At 71.2% G+C, this 22,089-nt stretch carries 23 protein-coding genes; 12 read left to right on the forward strand and 11 right to left on the reverse strand.

What is annotated here, in order from left to right; genetic code table 11:
* Positions 1 to 17: 17 nt before the first annotated feature.
* A complete protein-coding gene (locus ACWCQ1_RS23110) occupies positions 18 to 1,223 on the reverse strand; it encodes an MFS transporter (protein WP_451027260.1) in 1,206 nt (401 codons plus the stop codon).
* Positions 1,224 to 1,232: 9 nt separating this feature from the next.
* Positions 1,233 to 1,808: a hypothetical protein gene (locus ACWCQ1_RS23115; protein WP_451027261.1), complete on the reverse strand. Its 576-nt coding sequence runs from the start codon at positions 1,806 to 1,808 to the stop codon at positions 1,233 to 1,235.
* A gap of 145 nt (positions 1,809 to 1,953) precedes the next feature.
* Here ACWCQ1_RS23115 and ACWCQ1_RS23120 point away from each other — a divergent pair, with 145 nt between their 5' ends.
* Positions 1,954 to 2,595 carry a hypothetical protein gene (locus tag ACWCQ1_RS23120; protein ID WP_451027262.1) on the forward strand — a complete coding sequence of 214 codons (642 nt, stop codon included), beginning with the start codon at positions 1,954 to 1,956 and terminating at the stop codon, positions 2,593 to 2,595.
* 213 nt (positions 2,596 to 2,808) lie between these two features.
* A complete protein-coding gene (locus tag ACWCQ1_RS23125) occupies positions 2,809 to 3,417 on the forward strand; it encodes a sigma-70 family RNA polymerase sigma factor (protein ID WP_358593008.1) in 609 nt (202 codons plus the stop codon).
* Between the two features lie 152 nt (positions 3,418 to 3,569).
* Here the strand turns inward: ACWCQ1_RS23125 and ACWCQ1_RS23130 are convergent, their stop codons facing one another.
* Positions 3,570 to 4,286: a GAF and ANTAR domain-containing protein gene (locus ACWCQ1_RS23130; RefSeq protein WP_451027336.1), complete on the reverse strand. Its 717-nt coding sequence runs from the start codon at positions 4,284 to 4,286 to the stop codon at positions 3,570 to 3,572.
* Positions 4,287 to 4,453: 167 nt separating this feature from the next.
* Here ACWCQ1_RS23130 and ACWCQ1_RS23135 point away from each other — a divergent pair, with 167 nt between their 5' ends.
* Positions 4,454 to 6,025, forward strand: a complete 1,572-nt coding sequence (locus ACWCQ1_RS23135) for a hypothetical protein (RefSeq protein ID WP_451027263.1) — start codon at positions 4,454 to 4,456, stop codon at positions 6,023 to 6,025.
* A 27-nt stretch (positions 6,026 to 6,052) separates the two neighbouring features.
* On the opposite strand, the gene ACWCQ1_RS23140 is transcribed toward ACWCQ1_RS23135, so the two are convergent.
* The gene (locus tag ACWCQ1_RS23140) at positions 6,053 to 6,880 is read right to left on the reverse strand and encodes an SDR family NAD(P)-dependent oxidoreductase (RefSeq protein WP_451027264.1); all 828 of its coding nucleotides are present in this window, start codon (positions 6,878 to 6,880) and stop codon (positions 6,053 to 6,055) included.
* Between the two features lie 87 nt (positions 6,881 to 6,967).
* Between ACWCQ1_RS23140 and ACWCQ1_RS23145 the strand changes: the two genes are divergently transcribed.
* Positions 6,968 to 7,819: a helix-turn-helix transcriptional regulator gene (locus ACWCQ1_RS23145; RefSeq protein ID WP_358593015.1), complete on the forward strand. Its 852-nt coding sequence runs from the start codon at positions 6,968 to 6,970 to the stop codon at positions 7,817 to 7,819.
* 43 nt (positions 7,820 to 7,862) lie between these two features.
* Here ACWCQ1_RS23145 and ACWCQ1_RS23150 read toward each other — a convergent pair whose 3' ends face one another.
* Positions 7,863 to 8,501 (reverse strand): hypothetical protein, encoded by a 639-nt coding sequence (locus tag ACWCQ1_RS23150; RefSeq protein ID WP_358593018.1) that lies wholly within the window; start codon positions 8,499 to 8,501, stop codon positions 7,863 to 7,865.
* 396 nt (positions 8,502 to 8,897) lie between these two features.
* Here ACWCQ1_RS23150 and hemL point away from each other — a divergent pair, with 396 nt between their 5' ends.
* From hemL to ccsB, 7 genes are all read left to right on the forward strand, one after another.
* The gene (hemL, locus tag ACWCQ1_RS23155; protein ID WP_133043461.1) at positions 8,898 to 10,217 is read left to right on the forward strand and encodes a glutamate-1-semialdehyde 2,1-aminomutase; all 1,320 of its coding nucleotides are present in this window, start codon (positions 8,898 to 8,900) and stop codon (positions 10,215 to 10,217) included.
* Positions 10,214 to 10,897 carry a histidine phosphatase family protein gene (locus tag ACWCQ1_RS23160; protein ID WP_133043460.1) on the forward strand — a complete coding sequence of 228 codons (684 nt, stop codon included), beginning with the start codon at positions 10,214 to 10,216 and terminating at the stop codon, positions 10,895 to 10,897. The genes hemL and ACWCQ1_RS23160 overlap by 4 nt, the downstream gene beginning before the upstream one ends.
* A gap of 141 nt (positions 10,898 to 11,038) precedes the next feature.
* On the forward strand, positions 11,039 to 12,322 hold the full coding sequence (locus ACWCQ1_RS23165) for a polysaccharide deacetylase family protein (RefSeq protein WP_133043459.1): 1,284 nt from the start codon (positions 11,039 to 11,041) through the stop codon (positions 12,320 to 12,322).
* Between the two features lie 77 nt (positions 12,323 to 12,399).
* Positions 12,400 to 13,017 carry a TlpA family protein disulfide reductase gene (locus ACWCQ1_RS23170; RefSeq protein ID WP_358593022.1) on the forward strand — a complete coding sequence of 206 codons (618 nt, stop codon included), beginning with the start codon at positions 12,400 to 12,402 and terminating at the stop codon, positions 13,015 to 13,017.
* Between the two features lies 1 nt (position 13,018).
* Complete coding sequence (locus ACWCQ1_RS23175) at positions 13,019 to 13,789, forward strand: cytochrome c biogenesis CcdA family protein (protein ID WP_133043457.1); 771 nt, start codon at positions 13,019 to 13,021, stop codon at positions 13,787 to 13,789.
* Between the two features lie 3 nt (positions 13,790 to 13,792).
* Positions 13,793 to 15,556, forward strand: coding sequence for a cytochrome c biogenesis protein ResB (gene resB, locus ACWCQ1_RS23180; RefSeq protein WP_133043456.1), 1,764 nt, complete (start codon positions 13,793 to 13,795; stop codon positions 15,554 to 15,556).
* Positions 15,553 to 16,656 (forward strand): c-type cytochrome biogenesis protein CcsB, encoded by a 1,104-nt coding sequence (gene ccsB / locus ACWCQ1_RS23185; RefSeq protein ID WP_133043455.1) that lies wholly within the window; start codon positions 15,553 to 15,555, stop codon positions 16,654 to 16,656. Before resB ends, ccsB begins: the two co-directional genes overlap by 4 nt.
* A gap of 50 nt (positions 16,657 to 16,706) precedes the next feature.
* Here ccsB and ACWCQ1_RS23190 read toward each other — a convergent pair whose 3' ends face one another.
* Both ACWCQ1_RS23190 and ACWCQ1_RS23195 read right to left on the reverse strand, forming a co-directional pair.
* Positions 16,707 to 17,681, reverse strand: coding sequence for an isopenicillin N synthase family dioxygenase (locus ACWCQ1_RS23190; protein WP_451027265.1), 975 nt, complete (start codon positions 17,679 to 17,681; stop codon positions 16,707 to 16,709).
* Positions 17,674 to 18,123: a nucleoside deaminase gene (locus ACWCQ1_RS23195; protein ID WP_358593029.1), complete on the reverse strand. Its 450-nt coding sequence runs from the start codon at positions 18,121 to 18,123 to the stop codon at positions 17,674 to 17,676. The genes ACWCQ1_RS23190 and ACWCQ1_RS23195 overlap by 8 nt, the downstream gene beginning before the upstream one ends.
* Before the next feature lie 100 nt (positions 18,124 to 18,223).
* Here ACWCQ1_RS23195 and ACWCQ1_RS23200 point away from each other — a divergent pair, with 100 nt between their 5' ends.
* Positions 18,224 to 19,483, forward strand: coding sequence for a PucR family transcriptional regulator (locus ACWCQ1_RS23200; RefSeq protein WP_358593031.1), 1,260 nt, complete (start codon positions 18,224 to 18,226; stop codon positions 19,481 to 19,483).
* A gap of 13 nt (positions 19,484 to 19,496) precedes the next feature.
* On the opposite strand, the gene ACWCQ1_RS23205 is transcribed toward ACWCQ1_RS23200, so the two are convergent.
* The 4 genes from ACWCQ1_RS23205 to ACWCQ1_RS23220 all read right to left on the reverse strand — a co-directional run bounded on the left by ACWCQ1_RS23205 (position 19,497) and on the right by ACWCQ1_RS23220 (position 22,060).
* Complete coding sequence (locus ACWCQ1_RS23205; protein WP_133043451.1) at positions 19,497 to 19,907, reverse strand: PIN domain nuclease; 411 nt, start codon at positions 19,905 to 19,907, stop codon at positions 19,497 to 19,499.
* Positions 19,904 to 20,122 (reverse strand): type II toxin-antitoxin system VapB family antitoxin, encoded by a 219-nt coding sequence (locus ACWCQ1_RS23210; RefSeq protein ID WP_133043450.1) that lies wholly within the window; start codon positions 20,120 to 20,122, stop codon positions 19,904 to 19,906. The genes ACWCQ1_RS23205 and ACWCQ1_RS23210 overlap by 4 nt, the downstream gene beginning before the upstream one ends.
* Positions 20,123 to 20,200: 78 nt before the next feature.
* Entirely contained in the window at positions 20,201 to 21,607 is a 1,407-nt protein-coding gene (locus ACWCQ1_RS23215; RefSeq protein WP_133043449.1) for a purine-cytosine permease family protein, read from the reverse strand.
* 141 nt (positions 21,608 to 21,748) lie between these two features.
* Positions 21,749 to 22,060, reverse strand: coding sequence for a PLD nuclease N-terminal domain-containing protein (locus tag ACWCQ1_RS23220; RefSeq protein WP_133043448.1), 312 nt, complete (start codon positions 22,058 to 22,060; stop codon positions 21,749 to 21,751).
* Between the last annotated feature and the right edge of the window lie 29 nt (positions 22,061 to 22,089).

Consider the following 22,089-nt stretch of genomic DNA (forward strand, 5'->3'; position numbering starts at 1 on the left):
GCGGCCGGCCACCGCTGTCATGCGGCGCGCGCGCTGACCCCGAGCAGCACCAGCGCCAGCACCTGCACGCCCGCCACCACCGCGATCAGCGCCGGGATCGACGTGCCGTACAGCGCGCCGGTCAGCGCCCCGCCCGCCAGGCTCGCCGCCCCCACCACTCCGGCGAAGACGCCGTAGGCCGTCGCGCGCCGGCCCGGCGGCACCAGATCGGCGACCGTCGCGCGGAGGGTGGACTCCTGAATGCCCATGGCCGCGCCCCACACCAGGGAACCCGCCACCGCGAGCCCCACGGTCCGGGTGAACGCCAGCGCCGGGACCACGGCCGCCAGCACCGGCAGGACCACCAGCACGCGGGCTCCATGACGGTCGTACAGCCAGCCGGTCGCCAGTGCGGCGAGCGCGTCGACGGCCATGGCGGCGGCGTACAGGACCGGCACCCAGGCGGCGGCCAGCAGATGCCGTTCGACCAGGTGGTACGAGAGCACCCCGAAGGTGGTGAAGCCGGCGGTGGTGGTGGCGGTGAACGCCGCGTACCTCCAGAAGGCGCGGGGGAGTCGGCTGAGCGCCGCGGGTGCGGACCCCGGGGTGGCGGGCTCGTGCTCGTGGGGGTCGTGCTCATGAGGCGCGTGTTCCTCTTCGTACGACCGTGGGTTCGGGACCCTCGACCGCAGCCACACCAGCAGCACCAGCACCGCGACGCCGGGGAGGGCGAGGACGCCGAGGGCGGGGGCGTAGTCACCGCCGGTGAGGGCGAGCACGCCGGCCACGACGAGCGGGCCGACCAGGGCACCGACCTGGTCCATCGCCTCGTGCACGGCGAACCCGCGGCCACGGCCGGTCGCGGCGGTGGCATGGGAGAGGAGCGTGTCCTTCGCCGGGGACCGCACGGCCTTGCCGACCCGCTCGGCGATCACCAGCACGCAGGCCGCCCACAGCGTGCCGACCACGCCCAGCAGCGGTACGGAGACGACCGTCAGCGCGTATCCGGCGATCGCCAGCCCCCAGAAACGGCGGGTTCGGTCCGCGAGCGGGCCGGAGACCAGCCGAAGCCCCAGCGCCGCCGCCTCCCCGGCCCCCGTCACCACGCCCACCACCAGTGCCGACGCGCCCAGCGACGCCAGCAGCGGGCCGGTGACCGAGCGGGCGCCCTCGTACACGAAGTCGGCGAGCAGACTGACGGTCCCGAACCACACCACGAACCGCCACGGGCGCATCGAGGTCATCCGGCGTGCCTACCCCTGCGTCGGGTACGGCACCACGCTCATCCGCAGGGTGAAGCCGGGCCGGGCCGCGCCCGCCACGTCCGGGGCCTTCGCCAGCGCGGTGATCCTCGCTGTGCCGCCCCGGGCGCCGGCGCTGCGCAGCGAGGCATGCGCGGTGCCGTCCGCGTCCTGCCGCCAGCCGGAGACCACGACGAAGGCGGGGGCGGAGGTGCTCACGGCCGTCCAGCGGCGGTCGTCGACGCGGGGCCGGAGCACCAGCGTCACGACGGTGCCGGGCCGCACGCACAGCTGCCGCTCGACGGGGTCGCCCGGCGCGACGGTGACCTCCGCGTGCCCGGCGACGCAGCCCGCCGCGGAGGCGGACGCGCTCGGGGACGCGGACCGGCTCCCGGAGGGGCTGGAAGGAGGAGTGGGCGAGGGGCTCGCGGGAGCGGTGGACGACGAACCGGCCGACGGACTGGCGGGTGGTCCCGACGAACGGCCGGGGGACGGCGAACCCGACCCCCCACCACCTCCCGTGGACCCGCCGCACGCCACCAGCGCGACCACCCCGGCCGCCACCCACACCCCGGCCCACCACCGCATCCCGCACCTCCCGGTCCGCGTGTACGGACACCAGGATGCCCCCGATTCCGTGGTTGGGATCACAGCCTGTGGATTGAGTGCGGTCCCCTGTGGATTTCCGTACCCCCACCCGACGAGGGACGCCCGGATGCGAGGATGAGGCGCCATGACGGCAGGGTGGTGTTCTCGCACGGTACGGGCCGCGGTGTTCGCGGCCGTGTGCGTGGTGCTCGCCGCCCTGGGCCACGTCATGATGTCCGGCAGCCATGTGCCCGCCTGGGCGCTGAGCGCCGGAACGGCGGCCACGGGCCTCGCCGGCTGGTGTCTGGCCGGGCGTGAACGCGGGCTGCCGCTCATCGTGACGGTCGTGGTCGCCGCCCAGACGGCACTGCACGAGGCGTTCTCCCTCGCCCAGTCGGCCACCGGGACACCCGGGTCCACCACCGCCATGGACATGAGCGGCATGGGCTCGATGGACATGAGCGCGATGGACGGGGCGCCGACGCACGCCACGTCCCGCACCGCGGCCGTCGGCTCGCCCTCGCTGGGCATGCTCGCCGCCCACTTGGTGGCCGCGCTGCTGTGCGGTCTGTGGCTGGCGTACGGCGAGAGGGCCGCCTTCCGCATCCTGCGCGCCGTCGCCGGACGGCTGGCCGCGCCCCTGCGGCTGCTGCTGGCCCTGCCCGTCACCCCGGAACGCCCGCTTCCGCACCCGCGGCGCGGCCGCTCGGACCGGGCGCCGCGACTGCTCCTTCTCGTCCACGCGATCACCTCTCGGGGTCCTCCCGCCGTGACGGCTGTCGTCTGAGGACAGCAGGCTCCCCGGGGCAGCCCCTGCGCGCCCCGGGCCACGGCCGTACGACCGCACAGGCGCCCGTAACGCCGCAGCGCCCGGCGCCGACCGCGCCGTAGCGCTCCTGTGCCCGCGCGCCATCGCGTCGTAGGCCGTCTCCCCCCTTCACCGGACCGCCCGCGCCCTCGCGTGCCCCGGTCCGGATCACGGATCCGAGAAGGACACCAGGTGATGACCCCTGCCCTGCCCACCTCGCGCGCCTCGAACGACAGGACGGCGGCGCTCGACGAGTCGATCACGGCCTGGGCGCTCGCCGCCCGGGGCGGCGATCCCGACGCCGTCGAGCGGTTCGTGCGCGCCCTGCAGCGAGACGTCCGGCGCTATGTCGCCCATCTGTGCGCCGATCCGCAGGCCGTGGACGACCTCGCCCAGGACACGTTCCTGCGCGCCCTCGCCGGCCTCCACCGTTTCGAGGGCCGCTCCTCGGCGCGCACCTGGCTGCTGTCCATCGCCCGCCGGGCCGTCATGGACAGCTACCGGTACGCCGCCGCACGGCCCCGGCTGTCCGACGTACCGGACTGGCAGCTTGCCGTCGAGCTCGCCCAGCCGTGCGACCTGCCCGGCTTCGACGACGGCGTCGCGCTGCTGGATCTGCTGGCCGCGCTGCCGGACGAGCGTCGCGAGGCGTTCGTCCTCACCCAGCTGGCCGGACTGCCGTACGCGGAGGCCGCCGAGGTCAGCGACTGCCCGGTCGGAACGGTCCGCTCCCGCGTGGCGCGCGCCCGGGCGACGCTGGTCGACCTGCTGGAGGAGCCGGCCGCGCCGGCGGCCGTCTGACCGGCGCCGGGTCCGAACGGGGTCGGCCGGGCCGGCGGTCGCCGGGTGAGAAGACGATCGGGCCGACCCCGTCAGGGATCATGCTGATGCTTTGAGGCAGTTGTTGCAAGTAGGTCGCAATAAGATGCGGTGAGAGGGCTCCGCGGGGACGATCACTGGTCGCCGCGGTCGCCGCCTCGGTCGCCGCGGACGCGGTGGGCGACGTCGCGCAGCTTGATGTTGTGGTGCTGGGAGATGCGGCGCAGCACGTCGAAGGCGTCGTCCTCGCTCAGCTTGTGGCGTTCCATGAGGATGCCCATGGCCTCGCCGATGGCGTGCCGCGTCTTCATGGCGTCCTCGAGCTGGTCGATGGTGCGGGCGTCGGCCAGGGCAACGGCGGCGTGCGAGGCCAGCAGCCAGCCGGCGGTCTCGATGTCCTTGCCGAAGGCGCCGGGGCGGTGGGAGTACAGGTTCAGCGCGCCGAAGTCCTCGTCATGGGTGTAGAGCAGCACCCCGGTCATGCTGCCGATGCCGAGATCACGGGCCGCGTCGGCGAACCGCTGCCAGGTCGGCTGCGGCCTTGTGAGGTCCGCGATACGGAACACCCGCTCCCGGTCCACGCCGTTCGCGCGTCGGGCCAGGTCGAAGCACGGCCCCTCGGCCAGCTCGCCCTGCAGCCGGTCGGACGCCTCGACCATCTCCCCGCAGGAGGCCAGCGTGACCGCCCGGCCCTTGCGGATCGCCAGAATCCCGGCCGCGTCGCAGCCCTCCACCAGCCGCACCGCCGAGGCCGCGATCTCGTCCAGCGTCCCCTGCAGCGACTCCTGCGCGAGCAGGTTCCGCGCGAGCTGGGCCATCGCCTCGGCGAATTCCCGCCACTCCACCGCCATCACCCACCTCGACACGAGTGCGGCCACCCTACCCTCGGGCACCCGGCGCGTCTTTGTCACAGCTTGATCAGGCGCGGCTCCTCCCTTGGGTCTGCCATGTCCGCGCCATGGCTACGATGGGCCGACTTCGGGGGCTGGAGGGGGAGTTGATGATGGTGCGACGTGTGATGGTGCGACGAAGAACGCTCGCTGTCGTGGGCGTGGCCGCGCTGGCGCCGCTGTTCGTGTCCGCCGCTTCCGCGCAGGCGGCATCGGCCTCACTGACCGTGACCACGCTGGGGCGGCACGGTGCCAAGGTCGCCACGACGGTCACGGTCGTCGCCGTGCCGTCCGGCCGGACGTACAGCGTCAGTTCCGGGAAGCGGCTCAGCCTGCCGTCGGGGCGCTACCTGGCGATGACCGACATCTACGAGAGCGCACCGGACGGTCTGGGCACCGACACCATCGGCGCACAGGTCGTCCAGGTGTCGGGGAACAAGGCGGTGACCCTGGACGCGCGCAAGGGCAAGGCCGTCAAGGTGTCGCTGGACACGCCCGCCGACGTGACGGGTCCGCCGCGGATCAGCGCGCAGGTCTGCGCCGCCAGCATGGACATGCCGGACGCCTTCAGCGCGGGCGGCTGGAACGACGAGGGCTCCCTCTACGCCATCCCCAACTCCTCCCCGCTGCTGCAGTTCGGGTACCTGGCGCAGTGGTCGGGCGACGACAGCTACGTCGCCGTGAAGAACAGCAAGGGCATCCCGGCCGCGCCCGGCGGGTCGTTCAAGCGGTCCCAGCTGGCGAGCGTCCACTTCGCGGTGCGCAGCGGAACCGAGATGGGCACCCAGGTCTACACCGCGCTCCAGGCCGAGCCGAAGGTCGACGACTGCACGACCGACCTGATGGCCGGGGTGCGCGACGACGACGCCCCGTACGGCGCCACCGTCCACGTGACCCCCGGGACCTGGCAGCCGCGCGACGACATCAGCGGGAGCAACGGCGAGAACGTCGGCGGCGGTTTCCCGAAGCTGCGGACACTGAGGACGGGGCAGAGCGTCACGCAGTCCTTCGGCCGGGCGGTGTGGGGTCCGACGCACAACCTGCCGCTGCTCGGCGGCAGGTCCGTCACCTTCTGGCCGGACGGCCTGGTCAATGACCCCGACGTGGGCGGTGGTTCGGGGGACATCACGAAGGAGACGGTGGTCCTGTCCAAGGGGGCCACCACCGTCAAGAAGCAGACCCTGACGGACTGGCGCAACAGCGACGACGAGTTCTCCGCCCCCGTCCGCTCGGCCGGCTGGTACCGCCTGACCGTCGACGGCGGGCGCTACCGTCCGGGCATCACCTTCCCCGCGGGCATGCTGAGCTCGCGCGTCACCCTCGACTGGCACTTCAAGGTGGCCGACCCGGCCAGGGCATGGGTCGCGCCGGTCTTCCTGACCCGCTTCCTGCCGACCGGGCTGAACAGCCACAACCAGGCCGCGCCGAACTCCACCACGACGGTTGGCGTGACCCCGGGGCGTGAGTCCCAGGGGCCCGACACGAGGCTCACCGGCGTGAGCGTCAAGTCCGTCCGGGTCTGGTCGTCCGCCGACGGCGGCAGGACCTGGAAGCCGGCGACCGTGACCCACTCCGGCACGGCCTGGCAGGCGTCCGTCCACAACCCGGCCTCCGGCGCCGTCGCCCTGCGCTCCGAGGTGACGGACGCCGCCGGGGACAGCTCGGTGCAGACGGTGTACCGGGCGTACGCCATCGGCTGAGACGGCCCGGGGCACGGGCCGCTCTCGTCAGGCACCGGCGCCGCCGTCGACGGGGACGATGGCGCCGCTCACGTAGGAGGCGCGGTCGCTGAGCAGCCACGCGGCGGCCTCGGCCACCTCGCGGGGCTCGGCCATGCGGCCGAGCGGGGTGGCCGCGTTGTTGGCCTCGACCACGCCCGGGGTCGCCGCCTCCCACGCGTCGATCATCTCGGTGGCGGTGCCGCCGGGGGTGATGCCGTTGACGCGGATGCCCTCCGGGCCCCAGGTCCTGGCCGCGGTCTCGGTGATGCTGTTGAGCGCGCGCTTCATGGCGCCGTAGGCGGGCAGGACGGGGTTGGCGCGGCGGCTGCCGATGCTGGAGGTGTTGACGATCGCCCCGCCGCCGGAGCGGCGCATGAGCGCGGCCTCTGCGTTCATGGCGGTCCAGTGGGAGCGGAAGTTCACGGCGAACTGCGCGTCGATGTCCTCGTCGCTGGTGGTGTCGAGCGGGCCCGGCTGCTGGATCACCGCGCCGTTGTTGAAGGCGCCGTCGAGCCGTCCGTGCAGTTCCGCGCCGCGGTCGACCGCGGCGCGGATGCTCGCGGGATCGGCGAGGTCCAGGGTGACGGCGTCGGCGGTACCGCCTTCGGCGCGGATCTCCTTGACGATCCGCTCCAGGGCGTCGGTGCCGCGGGCGGCGAGCACGACGGCGGCGCCCTCGGCGGCGAAGAGCCGGGCGGCGGCCGCCCCGATGCCGCGGCTGGCGCCGGTGATGAACACGACCTTGCCGGTGAGCAGGCCGACGGGTGCGGTGTTTGCGGTGTTTGCGGTGTTTGCGGCGTTCGGGATGTTCGGGGTGTTCGTAGTGTTCGTCATGACACCCAAGCGTCCGGTCGCCCGCCGGCCGGATACAGGCACAGGCTGTACCAGGATCCGCCGCCGCGCCGCGCGCACACTGGGCGTATGGACAAACAGGAACTCGGGGCGTTCCTGCGCAGCCGCCGCGAGCGGCTGTGCCCCCAGGACGTCGGCCTGCCCACCGGACCCCGGCGCCGCACCCCCGGTCTGCGCCGCGAGGAGGTCGCGGTCCTCGCGCACATCTCCACCGAGTACTACGTCCGGCTCGAGCAGGGCAGGGCCCCGCGACCGTCGGCCGAGGTCCTCGCCGGGATCGCGGGCGCGCTCCATCTCACCGACGCCGAGTCCGGCCACCTCCACACCCTCGCGGGCACCGCGCCCAGCCGCACCGGACTGCACCGGCGCGACGTCCGCCCGAGCATCCTCGCGCTTCTCGGACGGCTCCCGCAGACGGCCGCCTTCGTGATCTCCACCGCGTTCGAGGTCCTCGCGTGGAACGACCTCGCGGCCGCGCTCATGGAGGACTTCGCACCGCTCGCGCCCAGGGACCGCAATCTCGCGCGCCGTGTGTTCCTCGCGCCGACACGGGACGGTGCCGCGCCGTACGGGATCTCCGACGCCGCCGAGTTCCGGCATCACGTGGTCACGCAGCTCCGCGCCACCGTCGCCCGCTACCCGACGGATCCGGACGTGACCGGCCTGGTGGACGAACTGCGCACCGGCAGCCCCGACTTCGCCCGGCTCTGGGAACGGCACGACGTACAGGCCGCGCCGATGCTCACCAAGACCTTCCGCCATCCGACGGTCGGCGAGGTCACCGTCGACTGCGACACGCTCAGCCTCACCGACCGCGACCAGTACCTCGTGCTCTACACGGCACCACCGGGATCCCGCAGCGCCGAGGCTCTGGACCTGCTGAACGTCCTGGGAGCCGAGGCCGCCGACTACTCGGCCTGACGGCCACTTCCCGAGCCCCTTCCCGCGGCCCGAGAACCGCGGCTCAGGGCCACACCAGGCAGTACGGCTGGTGCCCCGCCTCATGCAGGCGGTGGCTGAAGTCCTGCCATTCGTGGAGCAGTTGGTACACGTTGAACGCGTCCCGCGGGCCGCCCCGGTCCGGGACCGTCGACCAGATGAAGGCCGCCGCGCCCACCGCTTCCTCGCCGATGCCGCGGAGGGGGTCGACGACCGTCATGGGGAGTTTGACCACGGCGTAGTCGGGGTGCAGGACGACCAGTTCCAGGGGCGGGACCTTGTGCAGGGGCACGCCTTCTATGCCCGTGAGGACCATCGCCGCCATCGTCTCCGGCTTGATCTTCGTGAACATGCCGTTCATGCCGAGCTCGTCGCCGCCGAGTTCCTCGGGGCGCATCGAGATCGGGACGCGGGCCGCGGTCGCGCCGTCCGGCGCGCCGAAGTACTTGTACGTCACCCCCACCCGACCACCATTCCTGCTCCCCGCCCGCAGCTGGTCGAGCCGGCGGTCGGTCCGCCGGTCGAACAGTTCGGGCTCACTCGGTACACCCTGTCCCTGACGTCTCTCGGTAGCTTCCTCCGCCTCGCGTCGGTGCCTTCCCCGCTGGGCCCGTCGAGGACCCAGGTCGTCAGTCCCCTCGCCCAGTCCGCCACCGCGATGCATATCTCCACCCGACTGCTTTTTTAGGACGCGTGGCCCCCGCCGCGCAACCCGATCATCGTGTCAGTGACCTCCCCCACGGCCGCCCGCCGAAACGTGCGTTGAAACACCTGTCCGCAGGATCTTCGCAGCCCCTGAACAAGCCTCCGTACACCCGGTCGTACATCAGCCGTACATCCGTACGCACTCCTATACGTACGACAGGGCCGTTCGAGGTGTGTGTATCAGGTCCCAGTTTCGCAGATCACATCGGGTCGCGACTGTTCCTCGGGTCAGCAGCGGCTCAGCGGCGGGACGGCGGTGGTGCCCCGCTGCCGCCGCGCCCCGCTGACCTACCCTGGGGAGGTCACCGGGCAACCGGAGCCCGCCCAGCCCGAGAGGTCGGAGAAGCCGCAGGTCATGAGCGAACTGCCATATCCATACGAAGCCCCCGAGTCGCAGGCGCTGTTCGACCGCGCGGCCGCCGTCACGCCCGGCGGCGTGAACTCCCCGGTGCGCGCCTTCCGGGCCGTGGGCGGTACGCCCCGGTTCATGGTGTCGGGCCGGGGCGCGTATCTGACGGACGCGGACGGCCGGGACTACGTGGACCTCGTGTGCTCCTGGGGGCCCATGATCCTCGGCCACTCCCACCCCGAGGTCATCGCCGCCGTCCAGGACGCCGTTTCGCGCGGTACGTCCTTCGGTACTCCCGGTGAGGGCGAGGTCGCGCTCGCCGAGGAGATCGTCGCCCGGGTGGAGCCCGTTCAGCAGGTACGGCTGGTCAGCAGCGGGACCGAGGCGACCATGAGCGCCATCCGGCTCGCCCGCGGGTTCACCCGGCGCTCCAAGGTGATCAAGTTCGCCGGGTGTTACCACGGTCACGTCGACTCGCTGCTCGCCGCCGCCGGCAGCGGGGTGGCCACGTTCGCCCTGCCCGACACCCCCGGCGTCACCGGTGCCCAGGCCGGCGACACGATCGTGCTGCCGTACAACGACCTGGAGGCCGTGAACGAGGCCTTCCACCGGCACCCGGGCGAGATCGCCTGTGTGATCACCGAGGCCTCGCCCGGCAACATGGGCGTGGTGCCGCCGCGGCCCGGGTTCAACCAGGGGCTGAAGGACGCCTGCGCGAAGAACGGCGCGCTGTTCATCTCCGACGAGGTCATGACCGGCTTCCGTACCAGCCGCGCCGGGTGGTACGGGATCGATGGCGTCCGGCCCGACCTGATGACCTTCGGCAAGGTCATGGGCGGCGGCTTCCCGGCCGCGGCCTTCGGCGGCCGGCAGGACGTCATGGAGCACCTCGCCCCCGCCGGGCCCGTCTACCAGGCCGGCACCCTCTCCGGGAACCCGGTCGCCACCGCGGCCGGCCTCGCCCAGCTGCGCCTGCTCGACGAGGCCGCCTACGACAAGGTCAACGCCGTGTCGGAGCAGATCCAGGCGCTGGTCACCGAGGCGCTCACCAAGGAGGGCGTCGCGCACCGGCTGCAGAGCGCCTCCAACATGTTCTCCGTCTTCTTCACGGACCGCTCGGTGCGTGACTACGAGGACGCGAAGGCGCAGGAGTCCTTCCGCTTCACCGCCTTCTTCCACTCGATGCTGGCGCAGGGCGTCTACCTCCCGCCCTCGTCCTTCGAGTCCTGGTTCGTGTCCACGGCCCACGACGAGCAGGCCGTGCAGCGCATCGCCGACGCCCTCCCGGCGGCGGCCCGAGCGGCGGCGGAGGCCACAGCAGCATGAGCGAGCAGCAGGACATCACGGTCGTACACCTCATGCGGCACGGCGAGGTCGACAACCCGGACGGGGTCCTCTACGGCCGTCTCGCCGGGTACCACCTCTCGGAGCTCGGGCGGCAGATGGCCGACCGCGTCGCCGAGCACCTCGCCTCCCGGGACGTGACGTACGTCTGCGCCTCGCCGCTGGAGCGGGCGCAGGAGACGGCCACGCCGATCGCCAAGGCGCACGGGCTCCCTCTCGCCTCCGACGAGCGGCTCATCGAGGCCGACAACATCTTCCAGGGCAAGACCTTCGGCGTCGGCGACGGTGCGCTCAGGAAGCCGGAGAACTGGAAGTACCTCGTCAACCCGTTCAAGCCGTCCTGGGGCGAGCCGTACGTCGACATCGTCGTACGGATGATGCAGGCCCTGGACGCCGCCAAGGAGCAGGCGCGTGGGCACGAGGCGGTGCTGGTCAGTCATCAGCTGCCGATCTGGACCGTGCGCTCCTACGTCGAGAAGCGGCGGCTGTGGCACGACCCGCGCAAGCGGCAGTGCACCCTCGCCTCGCTGACGAGCTTCACCTACCGGGGTGACAAGATCGTGTCCGTCGGCTACACCGAGCCGGCCCGCGATCTGGTGCCCGCTCATCTCCTCGCGGGCGCCAAGCCGGCGAAGGGGAAGAGCAAGGCCTTCGGCGCCTGAGCCGGCGCAGAACGTTCATCTTGTGTCTTATGACACGTTCGTGACATTTATTGCGGGATTAGTGTGATCGCGAGGAACCTCCCCGTTCGTCATGTCCTCTGAATGGGTGACCACCAGAGCACATGACGAATCGGGGTTGGAATGCGCGCACTCTCTCGCAGGGGAATGCTCGGGCTGGGCGCGGGAGCCGCGGCGGCCGCCGGACTCGCCGGCTGCGGCACCCTCAAGCCGTCAGACGGGCCGCACCCCGCATCGGGTTCCAAGGGCGGCAAGAAGTCCGGGAGTACGGCGCATCCGGCCAAGCCCATCGGCGACGGCTCGACCTCCTTCAGCGGCAAGCAGCCCCATCAGCCGGCCAAGCCCGAGCCCCTGGAGCCCGGCCAGACCCCGCCCCAGTTCGTCATCTTCTCCTGGGACGGCGCCGGCGAGGTCGGCAACGGCCTCTTCCCGCGCTTCCTCGACCTCGCCAAGCAGCACGGCGCGTCCATGACCTTCTTCCTGTCCGGGCTCTACCTGCTGCCCGAGTCGAAGAAGCGGCTCTACGACCCGCCGAACAACCCGCGCGGCGCCTCCGACATCGGCTACCTCACCGACGAGCACGTCAAGGCGACGCTCACCAACATCCGCCGCGCCTGGCTCGAGGGCCACGAGATCGGCACCCACTTCAACGGCCACTTCTGCTCCGGCCACGGCACCGTCGGCAACTGGACGCCCGCGCAGTGGCGCAGCGAGATCCAGCAGGCCAAGGGGTTCGTGAAGCAGTGGCGCACCAACACCGGCTGGACCGACCTGCCCTCGCTCCCCTTCGACTACGACAAGGAACTGGTCGGCGGCCGCACGCCCTGTCTGCTCGGCCAGAACAACCTGCTGCCCACCGCCAAGTCGCTGGGCTGGCGCTACGACGCCTCCTCGCCCGGCGGCCGGCAGGTGTGGCCGGACAAGAAGCTGGGTGTGTGGGACCTGCCGCTGCAGCAGATTCCCTTCCCCGGCCGGTCCTTCGAGGTCCTGTCGATGGACTACAACATGCTCGCCAACCAGTCGCTGAACACGACCAAGGCGCCCGCCTACAACTACCCGGGCTGGCGCACCCAGTCCGCGCAGGCGTACATATCCGGCTTCCAGCGGGCATACGAGTCGAACCGGGCGCCCTTCTTCATCGGCAACCACTTCGAACACTGGAACGGCGGCATCTACATGGACGCCGTCGAGGAGGCGTTCAAGCACATCGCCCGGGAGAAGGAGAAGGGCGCGGACGTACGGCTGGTCTCCTTCCGGCAGTTCGTCGACTGGATGGACGTGCAGAAGCCGGAGATGCTCGCCAAGCTCCGTACGCTCGACGTCGGGCAGCGCCCCGCCGGCGGCTGGAAGGCGTTCCTTCAGCCGACCCCGTCCTCCTCGTCCTCACCCTCCGGTCAAGCCGCCTGACGTGCGGCTTCCTGGCCCTGTGGGGCCCGGGAGGGGGGTGGACAAGATCCCCGGAACGGGCATGCGAAACTTTTCACATGAGTGCCGCCAGTCACGCCCCCCTGCGCTCGAACCGCAGCCGCGCCGTCCTGCTCACCGCAGCCGCCGCGGCCGCGGCGCTGACCCTGTCCGCGTGCAGCTCCGGGGGCACCTCGGGCGGAGGCGGTGACACCAACTTCGTCATGGGCAAGGACGGCATCTCCACCGCCAAGAAGGGGCAGCGCGCCGCCGCGCCCGACCTGTCCGGCAAGACGGTCAACGGGCAACAGCTCGACGTCGCCTCCTACAAGGGCAAGGTCGTCGTCCTGAACGTGTGGGGTTCCTGGTGCGCCCCCTGCCGCGCCGAGGCGCCGGGCCTGGAGAAGGTCTACGAGAGCCTCAAGGCCAAGGGCGTGCAGTTCGTCGGCATCAACACCCGCGACACCAGCGTCCAGAACGCGGTCGCCTTCGAGAAGCAGATGGGCGTCACCTTCCCCAGCCTCTACGACCCCACCGGCAAGCTGATGCTGCGCTTCAAGAAGGGCACGCTCAACCCGCAGGCGGTGCCCTCCACGCTCGTCCTGGACCGCGAGGGCGGGATCGCCGCCCGCTCGCTGGCCGCGCTCAGCGAGGACAAGCTGCGCAGCATGATCGCCCCGGTCCTCGCGGAGAAGTGACGTGACATCCGTCACCACGCTCGCCGCGACGGGCTACAACGGCACGGTGCTCAACGGCGCCCTGCTGGTCGCCCTGCCCATCGCGCTGCTCGGCGGACTCGTCTCCTTCTTCTCCCCGTGCGTCCTCCCGCTCGTGCCCGGCTACCTCTCCTATGTCACCGGCGTCACCGGCACCGACCTCGCCGAGGCCCGGCGCGGACGCATGGTCGCCGGCGCCTCCCTGTTCGTGCTCGGTTTCACCGCCGTGTTCGTCTCCAGCGGCGCCCTGTTCGGCTTCTTCGGCGACACCCTCCAGGACAACAAGGGCATCCTGTCCAAGGTGCTGGGCGCGCTCATGATCCTCATGGGCGTCTTCTTCATGGGCCTGATGCCCTGGATGACCCAGCGTGAGTTCCGCTTCCACAAGCGGCCCGTGGCCGGGCTCGCCGGCGCCCCCGTGCTGGGCGCCCTGTTCGGCATCGGCTGGACCCCCTGCATCGGACCCACGCTCGCCTCCGTACTGGCCCTGTCCTCCCAGCAGTCCAGCGCCGGCCGGGGCGCCATACTGACCGTCGCCTACTGCCTCGGCCTCGGCGTGCCCTTCGTGCTCGCCGCGGTCGCCTTCCGCAAGGCGCTCGGCGCCTTCGGCTGGGTCAAGCGCCACTATGTCTGGGTGATGCGGATCGGCGGCACGATGATGATCGTGACCGGTCTGCTCCTCGTCACCGGCGCCTGGGACCGAATCGTGCAGGACATGCAGTCCTGGTCCGCCGGCTTCACCGTGGGGATCTGATCGATGAGCAAGACCACAACCGGTACGACCCCCGAGCGGGCCGAGGACCCGGACCTCGGTGCCGCCGGCTCCCAGCTGTCCACCGCGCCCAAGGAGGAACTGCCGAACCTGCCCTCCCTGGGCGTGATCGGCTGGGCCCGCTGGTTCTGGCGGCAGCTGACCTCCATGCGGGTCGCGCTGCTGCTGCTCCTGCTCCTCTCCCTCGGCGCCATCCCCGGCTCGCTGATCCCGCAGTCCGGCATCGACGCCACCAAGGTCGCCGACTTCCGCAAGGCGCACACCTTCCTCGCGCCGATCTACGACAGGCTCGGCCTCTTCCACGTCTACAGCTCGGTGTGGTTCTCCGCGATCTACATCCTGCTGTTCGTCTCCCTCATCGGCTGCATCATCCCGCGCACCTGGCAGTTCGTCGGCCAGCTCCGCGGCCGCCCGCCGGGCGCCCCCCGGCGGCTGACCCGGCTGCCCGCGTACACGACCTGGCGCACCGAGACCGAACCCGAGCAGGTCCGCGAGGCCGCGCTCGCCCTCCTCAAGAAGCGCCGCTTCCGCGCCCACCTCGCCGGTGACGCCGTCGCCGCCGAGAAGGGCTATCTGCGCGAGATCGGCAACCTCGCCTTCCACATCGCCCTGATCGTGCTGCTGACCGCCTTCGCCTGGGGCCAGCTCTACAAGTCCGAGGGCAACAAGCTGATCGTCGAGGGCGACGGTTTCTCCAACACCACCACCCAGTACGACGACTTCAAGTCCGGCAACCTCTTCACCACCGACGACCTGGTGCCGTTCAGCTTCCGCTTGAACAAGTTCACCGGCACGTACGAGACCAACGGCCCCAACCGGGGCACCCCGCGCACCTACCAGGCCGCCGTCACCTACAGCCAGGGCGCCTACGGCAAGGGCAAGAAGAGGCTCGTCAAGGTCAACGAACCGCTGTCCATCGGCGACGCCAAGGTCTACCTCACCGCCCACGGCTACGCCCCCCTCATCACCGTCCGCGACGGCAAGGGCAACGTCGTCTACCGCGACGCCGTCCCCCTCCTTCCGCTCGACTCCAACGTCACCTCCACCGGCGTGGTCAAGGTCCTCGACGGCTACCGGAACGCCCAGGGCGTCAGCGAGCAGTTGGGCATCTCGGCGTTCCTCCTGCCCACCTACACCAAGGGCAGCGAGACCGCCTCCACTTTCCCCGCCCTGCTCAACCCGGTGCTCAACCTGACGCCGTACCACGGTGACCTCGGGGTCAACTCCGGCATCCCGCAGAGCGTGTACCAGCTCGACAAGGCACACGTGAAGGAGTTCAAGGACGCCAAGGGCCAGCAGCTCAGGGCGAACCTGAAGCCCGGCCAGACCATGCGGCTGCCGAACGGCGCCGGGTCGATCACCTACGACACCACCAAGGAGTGGGCGAACTTCCAGATCGTCCAGCAGCCCGGCACCGACTGGGCACTCGCCGGCGCCCTCGTCGCGATCTTCGGCCTCGCCGCCTCCCTGTTCATCCAGCGCCGCCGCGTCTGGGTGCGCGCGGTGACCGGGCCCGACGGCATCACGGTCGTCGAGATGGCCGGTCTCGGCCGCAGCGAGTCCGCGAAGGTCCCGGAGGAACTCGGCGACCTCGCCGGAATCCTCTACGACCAGGCACCCGGTGCACCCGAGCCCGAAGAGGACTCCCAGGACCACTCCGACGCCGAACCCGACGCCGGCTCCCCAGACCAAGACGACTCAACCACCCCCGACCCCCAAGTCGTACCTGCCGAAGGGGCTGAGAAGTGACTCTCTCCGCCGGAACCGAGTTGGCCACCGCGACCAACGAACACCTCGCGAACATCAGCAACACGCTGATCTACTCCGCGATGGCCGTCTACACCCTGGCCTTCTTCGCCTACATCGCCGAATGGCTCTTCGGCAGCCGCAGCAGGGTCGGCCGCACGGCCGCCGCGCTCACCGGCAAGGCGGAGGGCGCCAAGGGCAAGGCCCCGGCCGTCACCGTGCAGAAGGCCGGCGGCACCGCCGTACTGGAGCGGCCCAAGGTCGTCGTACGCTCCGCGGCCGGCGCCCGGGACGTGCCGGACGGGCCAGGGGCGCACGGCGGGGACGAACAGGGCGACCTCTACGGGCGTATCGCCATCTCGCTGAGCGTGCTCGCGTACCTCATCCATCTCGCCGGCGTGATCGCCCGCGCGGCCTCGGTGGAGCGGGCGCCGTGGGGCAACATGTACGAATTCAACATCACGTTCTCCGCGGTGGCCGTCACCGTGTACCTCACGCTGCTCGCGCTGAAGAAGAACGTCCGCTGGCTCGGCCTGTTCCTGATCACGACGGTCCTCCTCGATCTCGGCATCGCCGTCACTGTCTTGTACACCGCCAGCGACCAGTTGGTTCCCGCCCTTCACTCGTACTGGCTGTACATCCACGTCTCCACCGCCATCCTGTGCGGCGCGGTCTTCTACGTGGGCGCGGTCGGCACGCTGCTGTACCTCTTCAAGGACTCCTACGAGACCAAGCTGGAGAACGGCGGCACGCCCGGCCGCTTCGCCACCTCGTTCCTGGAGCGCCTGCCCGCCTCCTCCTCGCTGGACAAGTTCTCCTACCGCGTCAACGCGGCCGTCTTCCCGCTGTGGACGTTCACGATCATCGCGGGCGCGATCTGGGCCGAGTCCGCCTGGGGCCGCTACTGGGGCTGGGACCCCAAGGAGACCTGGGCGTTCATCACCTGGGTCGCCTACGCCTGCTACCTGCACGCCCGCGCCACCGCCGGCTGGAAGGGCCGCAAGGCCGCCTACCTGGCCCTGATCGCCTTCGGCTGCTGGCTCTTCAACTACTACGGCGTCAACATCTTCGTCTCGGGCAAGCACTCGTACGCGGGCGTGTAGCGGCGGCGGGCGGCAGCCGTGGCCGTGGCCGCAGCAGTGGGAGAAGCCGGTCAGCCGACCGTGATCGAGTCCAGCTTCTCCCGCAGGTACACATGCGAGTCGACCGGTGGGTACGCCACCCGTCCCACCGGCGCCGGCACGGACTCCACGACCGTCCCCGGGGTGCACTCGCCGAAGTAGACGAGGGACATCAGCTCCTCGGAGGGGGCGTCGGCCGGCGGCGGGAGGACCCGGTGCCGGCCCGAGCGCCAGCGGTCGCCGGTCCAGCGGGCCATCAGGTCACCGATGTTGATGGTGAAGGCGTCGGGATCGTACGGCGCGTCCTCCCAGCCGCCCTCGTCGGTCCAGACCTGCAGCCCGCCCTTGCCCGCCTGCCGGTCCAGGATCGTCACCGTCCCGAAGTCGGTGTGCGGGCCGATGCGGAACTGGCCCGGCTGCGGCTGGCCGACGACGTCCGTCCCCGGGTACCAGTTGATGTTGAAGCCGTACGTCGGATGGTCCATGTGCCGGGAGAAGAAGTCGCCCTCCAGGCCGAGCGCCTCGCCGAGCAGGGACAGCAGTCCCTTCTCCAGCTCCGCCATCCGCTCCAGGTACTCGGCGCACAGCGTGCGCAGCTCCGGCACCTCCGCCGGCCACACGTTGGGCGCGTACCACTCCGCGTTGATCACCGGGTCGTCGAAGGGCTCGTGCGTAGCGAAGGTCAGTGACTCCTTCAGGTCGGGCGGGGTCTCGGTACCCTCCGAGTAGCCGTTCGCCTCCGCGCCGGGTCCGAGCCAGCCGCGGCCGCCGACCTTCGCCTCGTAGGGCTGCTTGACTCCTGCGGGCAGGGTGAAGAAGGCCCGCGCCGCCTCCCGGATCCCCGAGCGCAGGGCCGGGTCGACCCCGTGCCCCGTCACCAGCAGGAACCCGGCGCTCTGCAGAGCCTCGTCGACGGTACGGGCGATGGCCGCGCGGGCGTCCGCATCGCCCTCCATCCAGGGCCGCAGATCGATGGTCGGGATGCGCGGGGCAGGGGCGTCACTCACCGATGTCCTCATTCCACAGGGCCGGATGGTTCTTGATGAAGTCGCGCATCATGCCGATGCACTCGGGGTCGTCGAGCAGCACGATCTCCACGCCGTGCTCGGCCAGCCAGTCGTGCCCGCCGTGGAAGCTCGCCGCCTCGCCGACGACGACCCGGGAGATGCCGAACTGCCGGACCAGTCCGGAGCAGTACCAGCAGGGCGAGAGGGTGGTGACCATGGTCGTACCGCGATACGACCGCTGCCGTCCCGCGTTCCGGAACGCGGCCGTCTCCGCGTGCATCGAGGGGTCGTCGTCCTGGACGCGCCGGTTGTGGCCCCGTCCGAGCAGCGTGCCGTCGGCGCCGTAGAGCGCGGCCCCGATCGGGATGCCGCCCTCCCCGAGCCCGGCGCGGGCCTCCGCGACGGCGGTGGCGAGCCAGGTGTGTGCCTGTGCCTGATCCATACGTTCCACTCTCCTGTGGCCGAAACACGAGGGCAACGTGCGGAAAGTACTCTCCGGGCAACCCGCCGCCGGACGAACTGTCCACGCCCAGGAGGTGCCCGTGGCCGCCCTCACGCTCCGCGAAGTCCTGGACCTCGACCCCGTACGCGCCTCCGATCCCCGCCTGCTGACCGGACGGACCGCCCTCGACCGCCCTGTGCGCTGGGTGCACTCCAGCGAGGTCTACGAGGGCGCCAACTTCCTCGACGGCGGCGAACTGCTGCTCACCAACGGCTTCGGACTCACCGACGCGGACGAGGAGGTACGGCGGCGGTACGTCCGTGAGCTGGCCGCGCGCGGCGCGGCGGGGCTGGCGGTGGAGATCGGCCGCTCCCTGCCCCACATGCCCGCCGAGGTCGTCGACGAGGCCGACCGCCTCGGCCTGCCCCTGGTGGCCCTGCACCGCGTCGTGCCCTTCGTGCGGATCACCGAGGCGGCCAACCGGGCGATCGTCGCGCGCGGGCTGTCCGGGCGGTCGGTGGTACGGCCCTGGGGCGACGACCACACGGCCGCCCTCCTCGCCGACCTCGCCGACCGGGCGGCCCTCAACCAGCCCGAGGTGGAGGCCCGTTCGGCCCTCGCCGGGTTCCACCCGGGGCCGGGCGCACGGCTGATCGGGGTGTCCGTGCACGGGACCCGGGAGACGGGCGCGGTGGACCGGGCCGTACGGCTGCTGTGCGGGGCCGCGGTGCTGCGGGCGGCCTTCCCGGGCGACGTGCTGGCCCTGCTCGCGCTGCCCGCCGCCGCAACCGGCGACCCGATCCGCACCGTCCAGGACGCCTTCCGCACCGCCGCTGACCCCGGGCTCACCGTCGCCGTCGGACATGCCGTGGACGCGGGCGGTGGCTGGCTGCGCTGGAGCGACACCTTGCGCGCGGCCCGTACGACGCTGGAACTGGCGCTGACCGTGCCGGCCGCCGAACCCTCCGTCCCCGACGGCCCGTTGGTGACCTCAGCCCGCGCGCTCGCCCTGGAGCGGGAGCTGACCCGTGGCGGTGTGGACACCAACCGGGACCGGCTTGCCCGGTTGGTGCAGCACACGTTGGGGCCGCTGTTGGCGTGGGAGGCGGCGCATCCCAGCGACCTGGTACGGACGTTGGAGGTGCATCTGCGGCACGGGTGCTCGCCGACGCGCACGGCGTCGTTGCTGCACATCGGTCGCCAGTCCCTCTACCAACGCCTGGAGCGCATCGAGTCGTTGCTCGGCCTGGAGATCGACGACCCCGACCTCCTGGGCGAGTTGCTCCAGGCGGCCTGCGCACACCGGGTGGTCCGGGGGATGGGGGCGACTCAGGCCAGGGGACTGCGGACGGTGGCCTGACGGAGGGTGGGTCTCATCGGATGTCCGGCTGCAGGCGGATCATCGGGATGCCCGGTCGCACCTTGGCGATGGCGCCGAAGTCGTCGTCGACGTGGAGGACGGTCAGTCGGTGGTGTTCCGCGGTCAGAGCGATCAGGATGTCGATGGGTGACGGGCCCCGGTGATGGCCGATCTTCAGCAGTTCTCGCTGGACGGCGATGATCCTCGGCCAGACGTCGTCGGGCGCGGGTACCCAGCCGAAGGTCTGTCCGAGCATGGTGAAGAAGGGCTCGTGGTCACGGTCCGCGCGTACTCCGCGCATCAATTCGGCCTCGACGGGCGGGCAGACGGCCACGAGTCCCCGAGCGACGTGTTCGGGCCACGGGGATGTGATGTGCCCGCGCAGAAGCCGCCAGACCGCCGAGGTGTCGGCCAGATACGTCACTGCCCTGAGCCCTCCAGCGCCTCGAGGGCCTCGAAGTCGAGGTAGTCCTCCGAGTTGTCCTGCAGCCAGCGCAGTGCCCGTGCCCGGTCGTCCGCGCTGATCGCGGCCGCTATGGTCAGGGCGCGGTTGATGGTGTCCCGCTTCGTCTTGGTGCCGAGCTGCTGCTGGGCGAACGCCAGCATGTCGTCGTCGATGTCGACCAGGGTCCTGGACACACGGCCTCCCGAGCACACGTTGATATACAGGGTGATGCCAGTATATCAACGTGTGGAGGCCCTGCCCCGTCGGCCCGCTCAGGCCGCCGCGCTCGTGCGTCCTCCCCGGCTCCGCAGCACCGCGTACAGCGCCGCGCTCACCGCGAAGCCGACGACCGGGGTGATGTCGCCGAAGGACGGCCAGTGGTCGGGGACGTAGCCGACGTAGTCCTCCTGGTTGGAGAAGAGGGGGACCGAGACCGCGACGCCGATCAAGAGGGCCGCCAGGCCGGGCCAGTTGGTGAAGGAGCGGTCCCTCAGGCGGGCCGTCAGGGCCTCGTCCGTCGCCGTGCGGGACTGCAGCCAGCGCTCGGTCAGGACGACCCCGAGCCACGGCGCCACCCAGTACGCGATCACCAGCAGGAACGCCTCGTACGCCGCCCCCGCGTCGTCCAGTGACGCCCACGCCGCCGCCGTACCGGCCACGCCCGACACCACGACCAGCACCCCGCGGCTGAGCCAGGTGGGGAGGTTCAGGCCGAAGGACGCGATGGAGATCGCCCCGGAGTACACATTGAGGGCGTTCGCCGAGATGCCGCCGAGGATGATCGCGATGAGCACCAGGTCGCCCAGCCAGCCCGGAAGATGGCCGGTGAAGGCGGCCGTCGGGGTGGCGTCCTTCGGGGACACGATTGTCGCCGACGCCGCGCCGATGACCGCGACCACGGCGACGGACACGAACAGACCGACGGCCGGGTAGAGGACCGTCTTCAGCTTGTTCGCGGTACGGGGCAGATAGCGGGAGTAGTCCGTGGCGTACGGGTTCCAGCCCGCCGCGTAGCCCCAGGCCGCGCTGAACGCGAGCAGGAAACCGCCGATCCCGCCGCCGGTGCCGCCCCCGCCCAGGTGGGCGTCCTTGAAGGTCCACACGCCGGCCAGCAGGAAGATCACCGCGAGCGCGGGGAAGGCGTACTTCTCGAAGCTGTGGACGAAGTTGTGGCCGATGAAGCCGATGAGGATCTCGGCCACGACCACGAGGAACAGGGACGGCAGCGGGCGCAGACCCGTCAGCGTGTTCAGTGCGAAGGCCGCGCTCACGCTGTTCACCGCGAACCAGCCGACACCGGCGACCAGGCCGTTGGCCGCCGAGGGCAGGATGTTGCCGAAGTAGCCGAAGGAGAGGCGGCCGATCACCATCTGCGGCACCCCGAACCGGGGCCCGTCCAGCGACAGCACGCCCTGGGTGATCGCGCCGACCGCGGTGCCGAGCACGATGGCGGCCGTGGCCTGCCAGAAGCTCAGCCCGAAGAAGAGGACCGCGATCACACCGATGTAGACGGTCGCGAACTCGATGTTCGGTGAGGCCCACGTCCACAGCAGCTGGAGCGGGCTGCCGTGCCGCTCGGCGTCGGGGATGGGCTCGGAGCCCGCCGTTTCGACGGCGATGACCTTGTCACCGTAGGCGGGGGCGAGGGTGCCGGCGGAGTCGGCGGGAGCAGTCGTCATACGAGCCAAGTGTCCGGTTGCGACCGGTCCGGGCCCAGGGGCGCACTGTCCGCTTCGGGGGCTGCGGCGACGTACACCTTGTACGGCCCGCCACCGTGAGTGCGGTCCCCGCCGTGAGGGCGGTCCCGGCGCCGCGGCGGCTCACTCCGTGTTCTTGTCCGTGTCCTTGTCGCCCTTGGTGTCGTCCAGGGACTTCAGGAAGTCGGGGTTGTCGTCCGGCGCGATCCAGCGCCCCGGCGCGGCGGGCCTCGCGGACCCGGTCGCGGCCGACCGGGACTTTCCGGCGATCAGCCAGGCCACCGGCCCGACCAGCACCTCCCCGAACAGCAGGATGACGATCACCCAGGCCACCTTGGGCAGTCCGCGCACCTCCTCCTCGGGAGTGTTCAGACAGTCCACGAAGGCGTAGATCCACAGGGCCAGCACCAGAAGGAACGGCAGATACCTCAGCATGCTCGCGTGCTCTCCCAGCGGTGGTGAGT

The organism is Streptomyces sp. NPDC002144 (genome assembly GCF_053593695.1).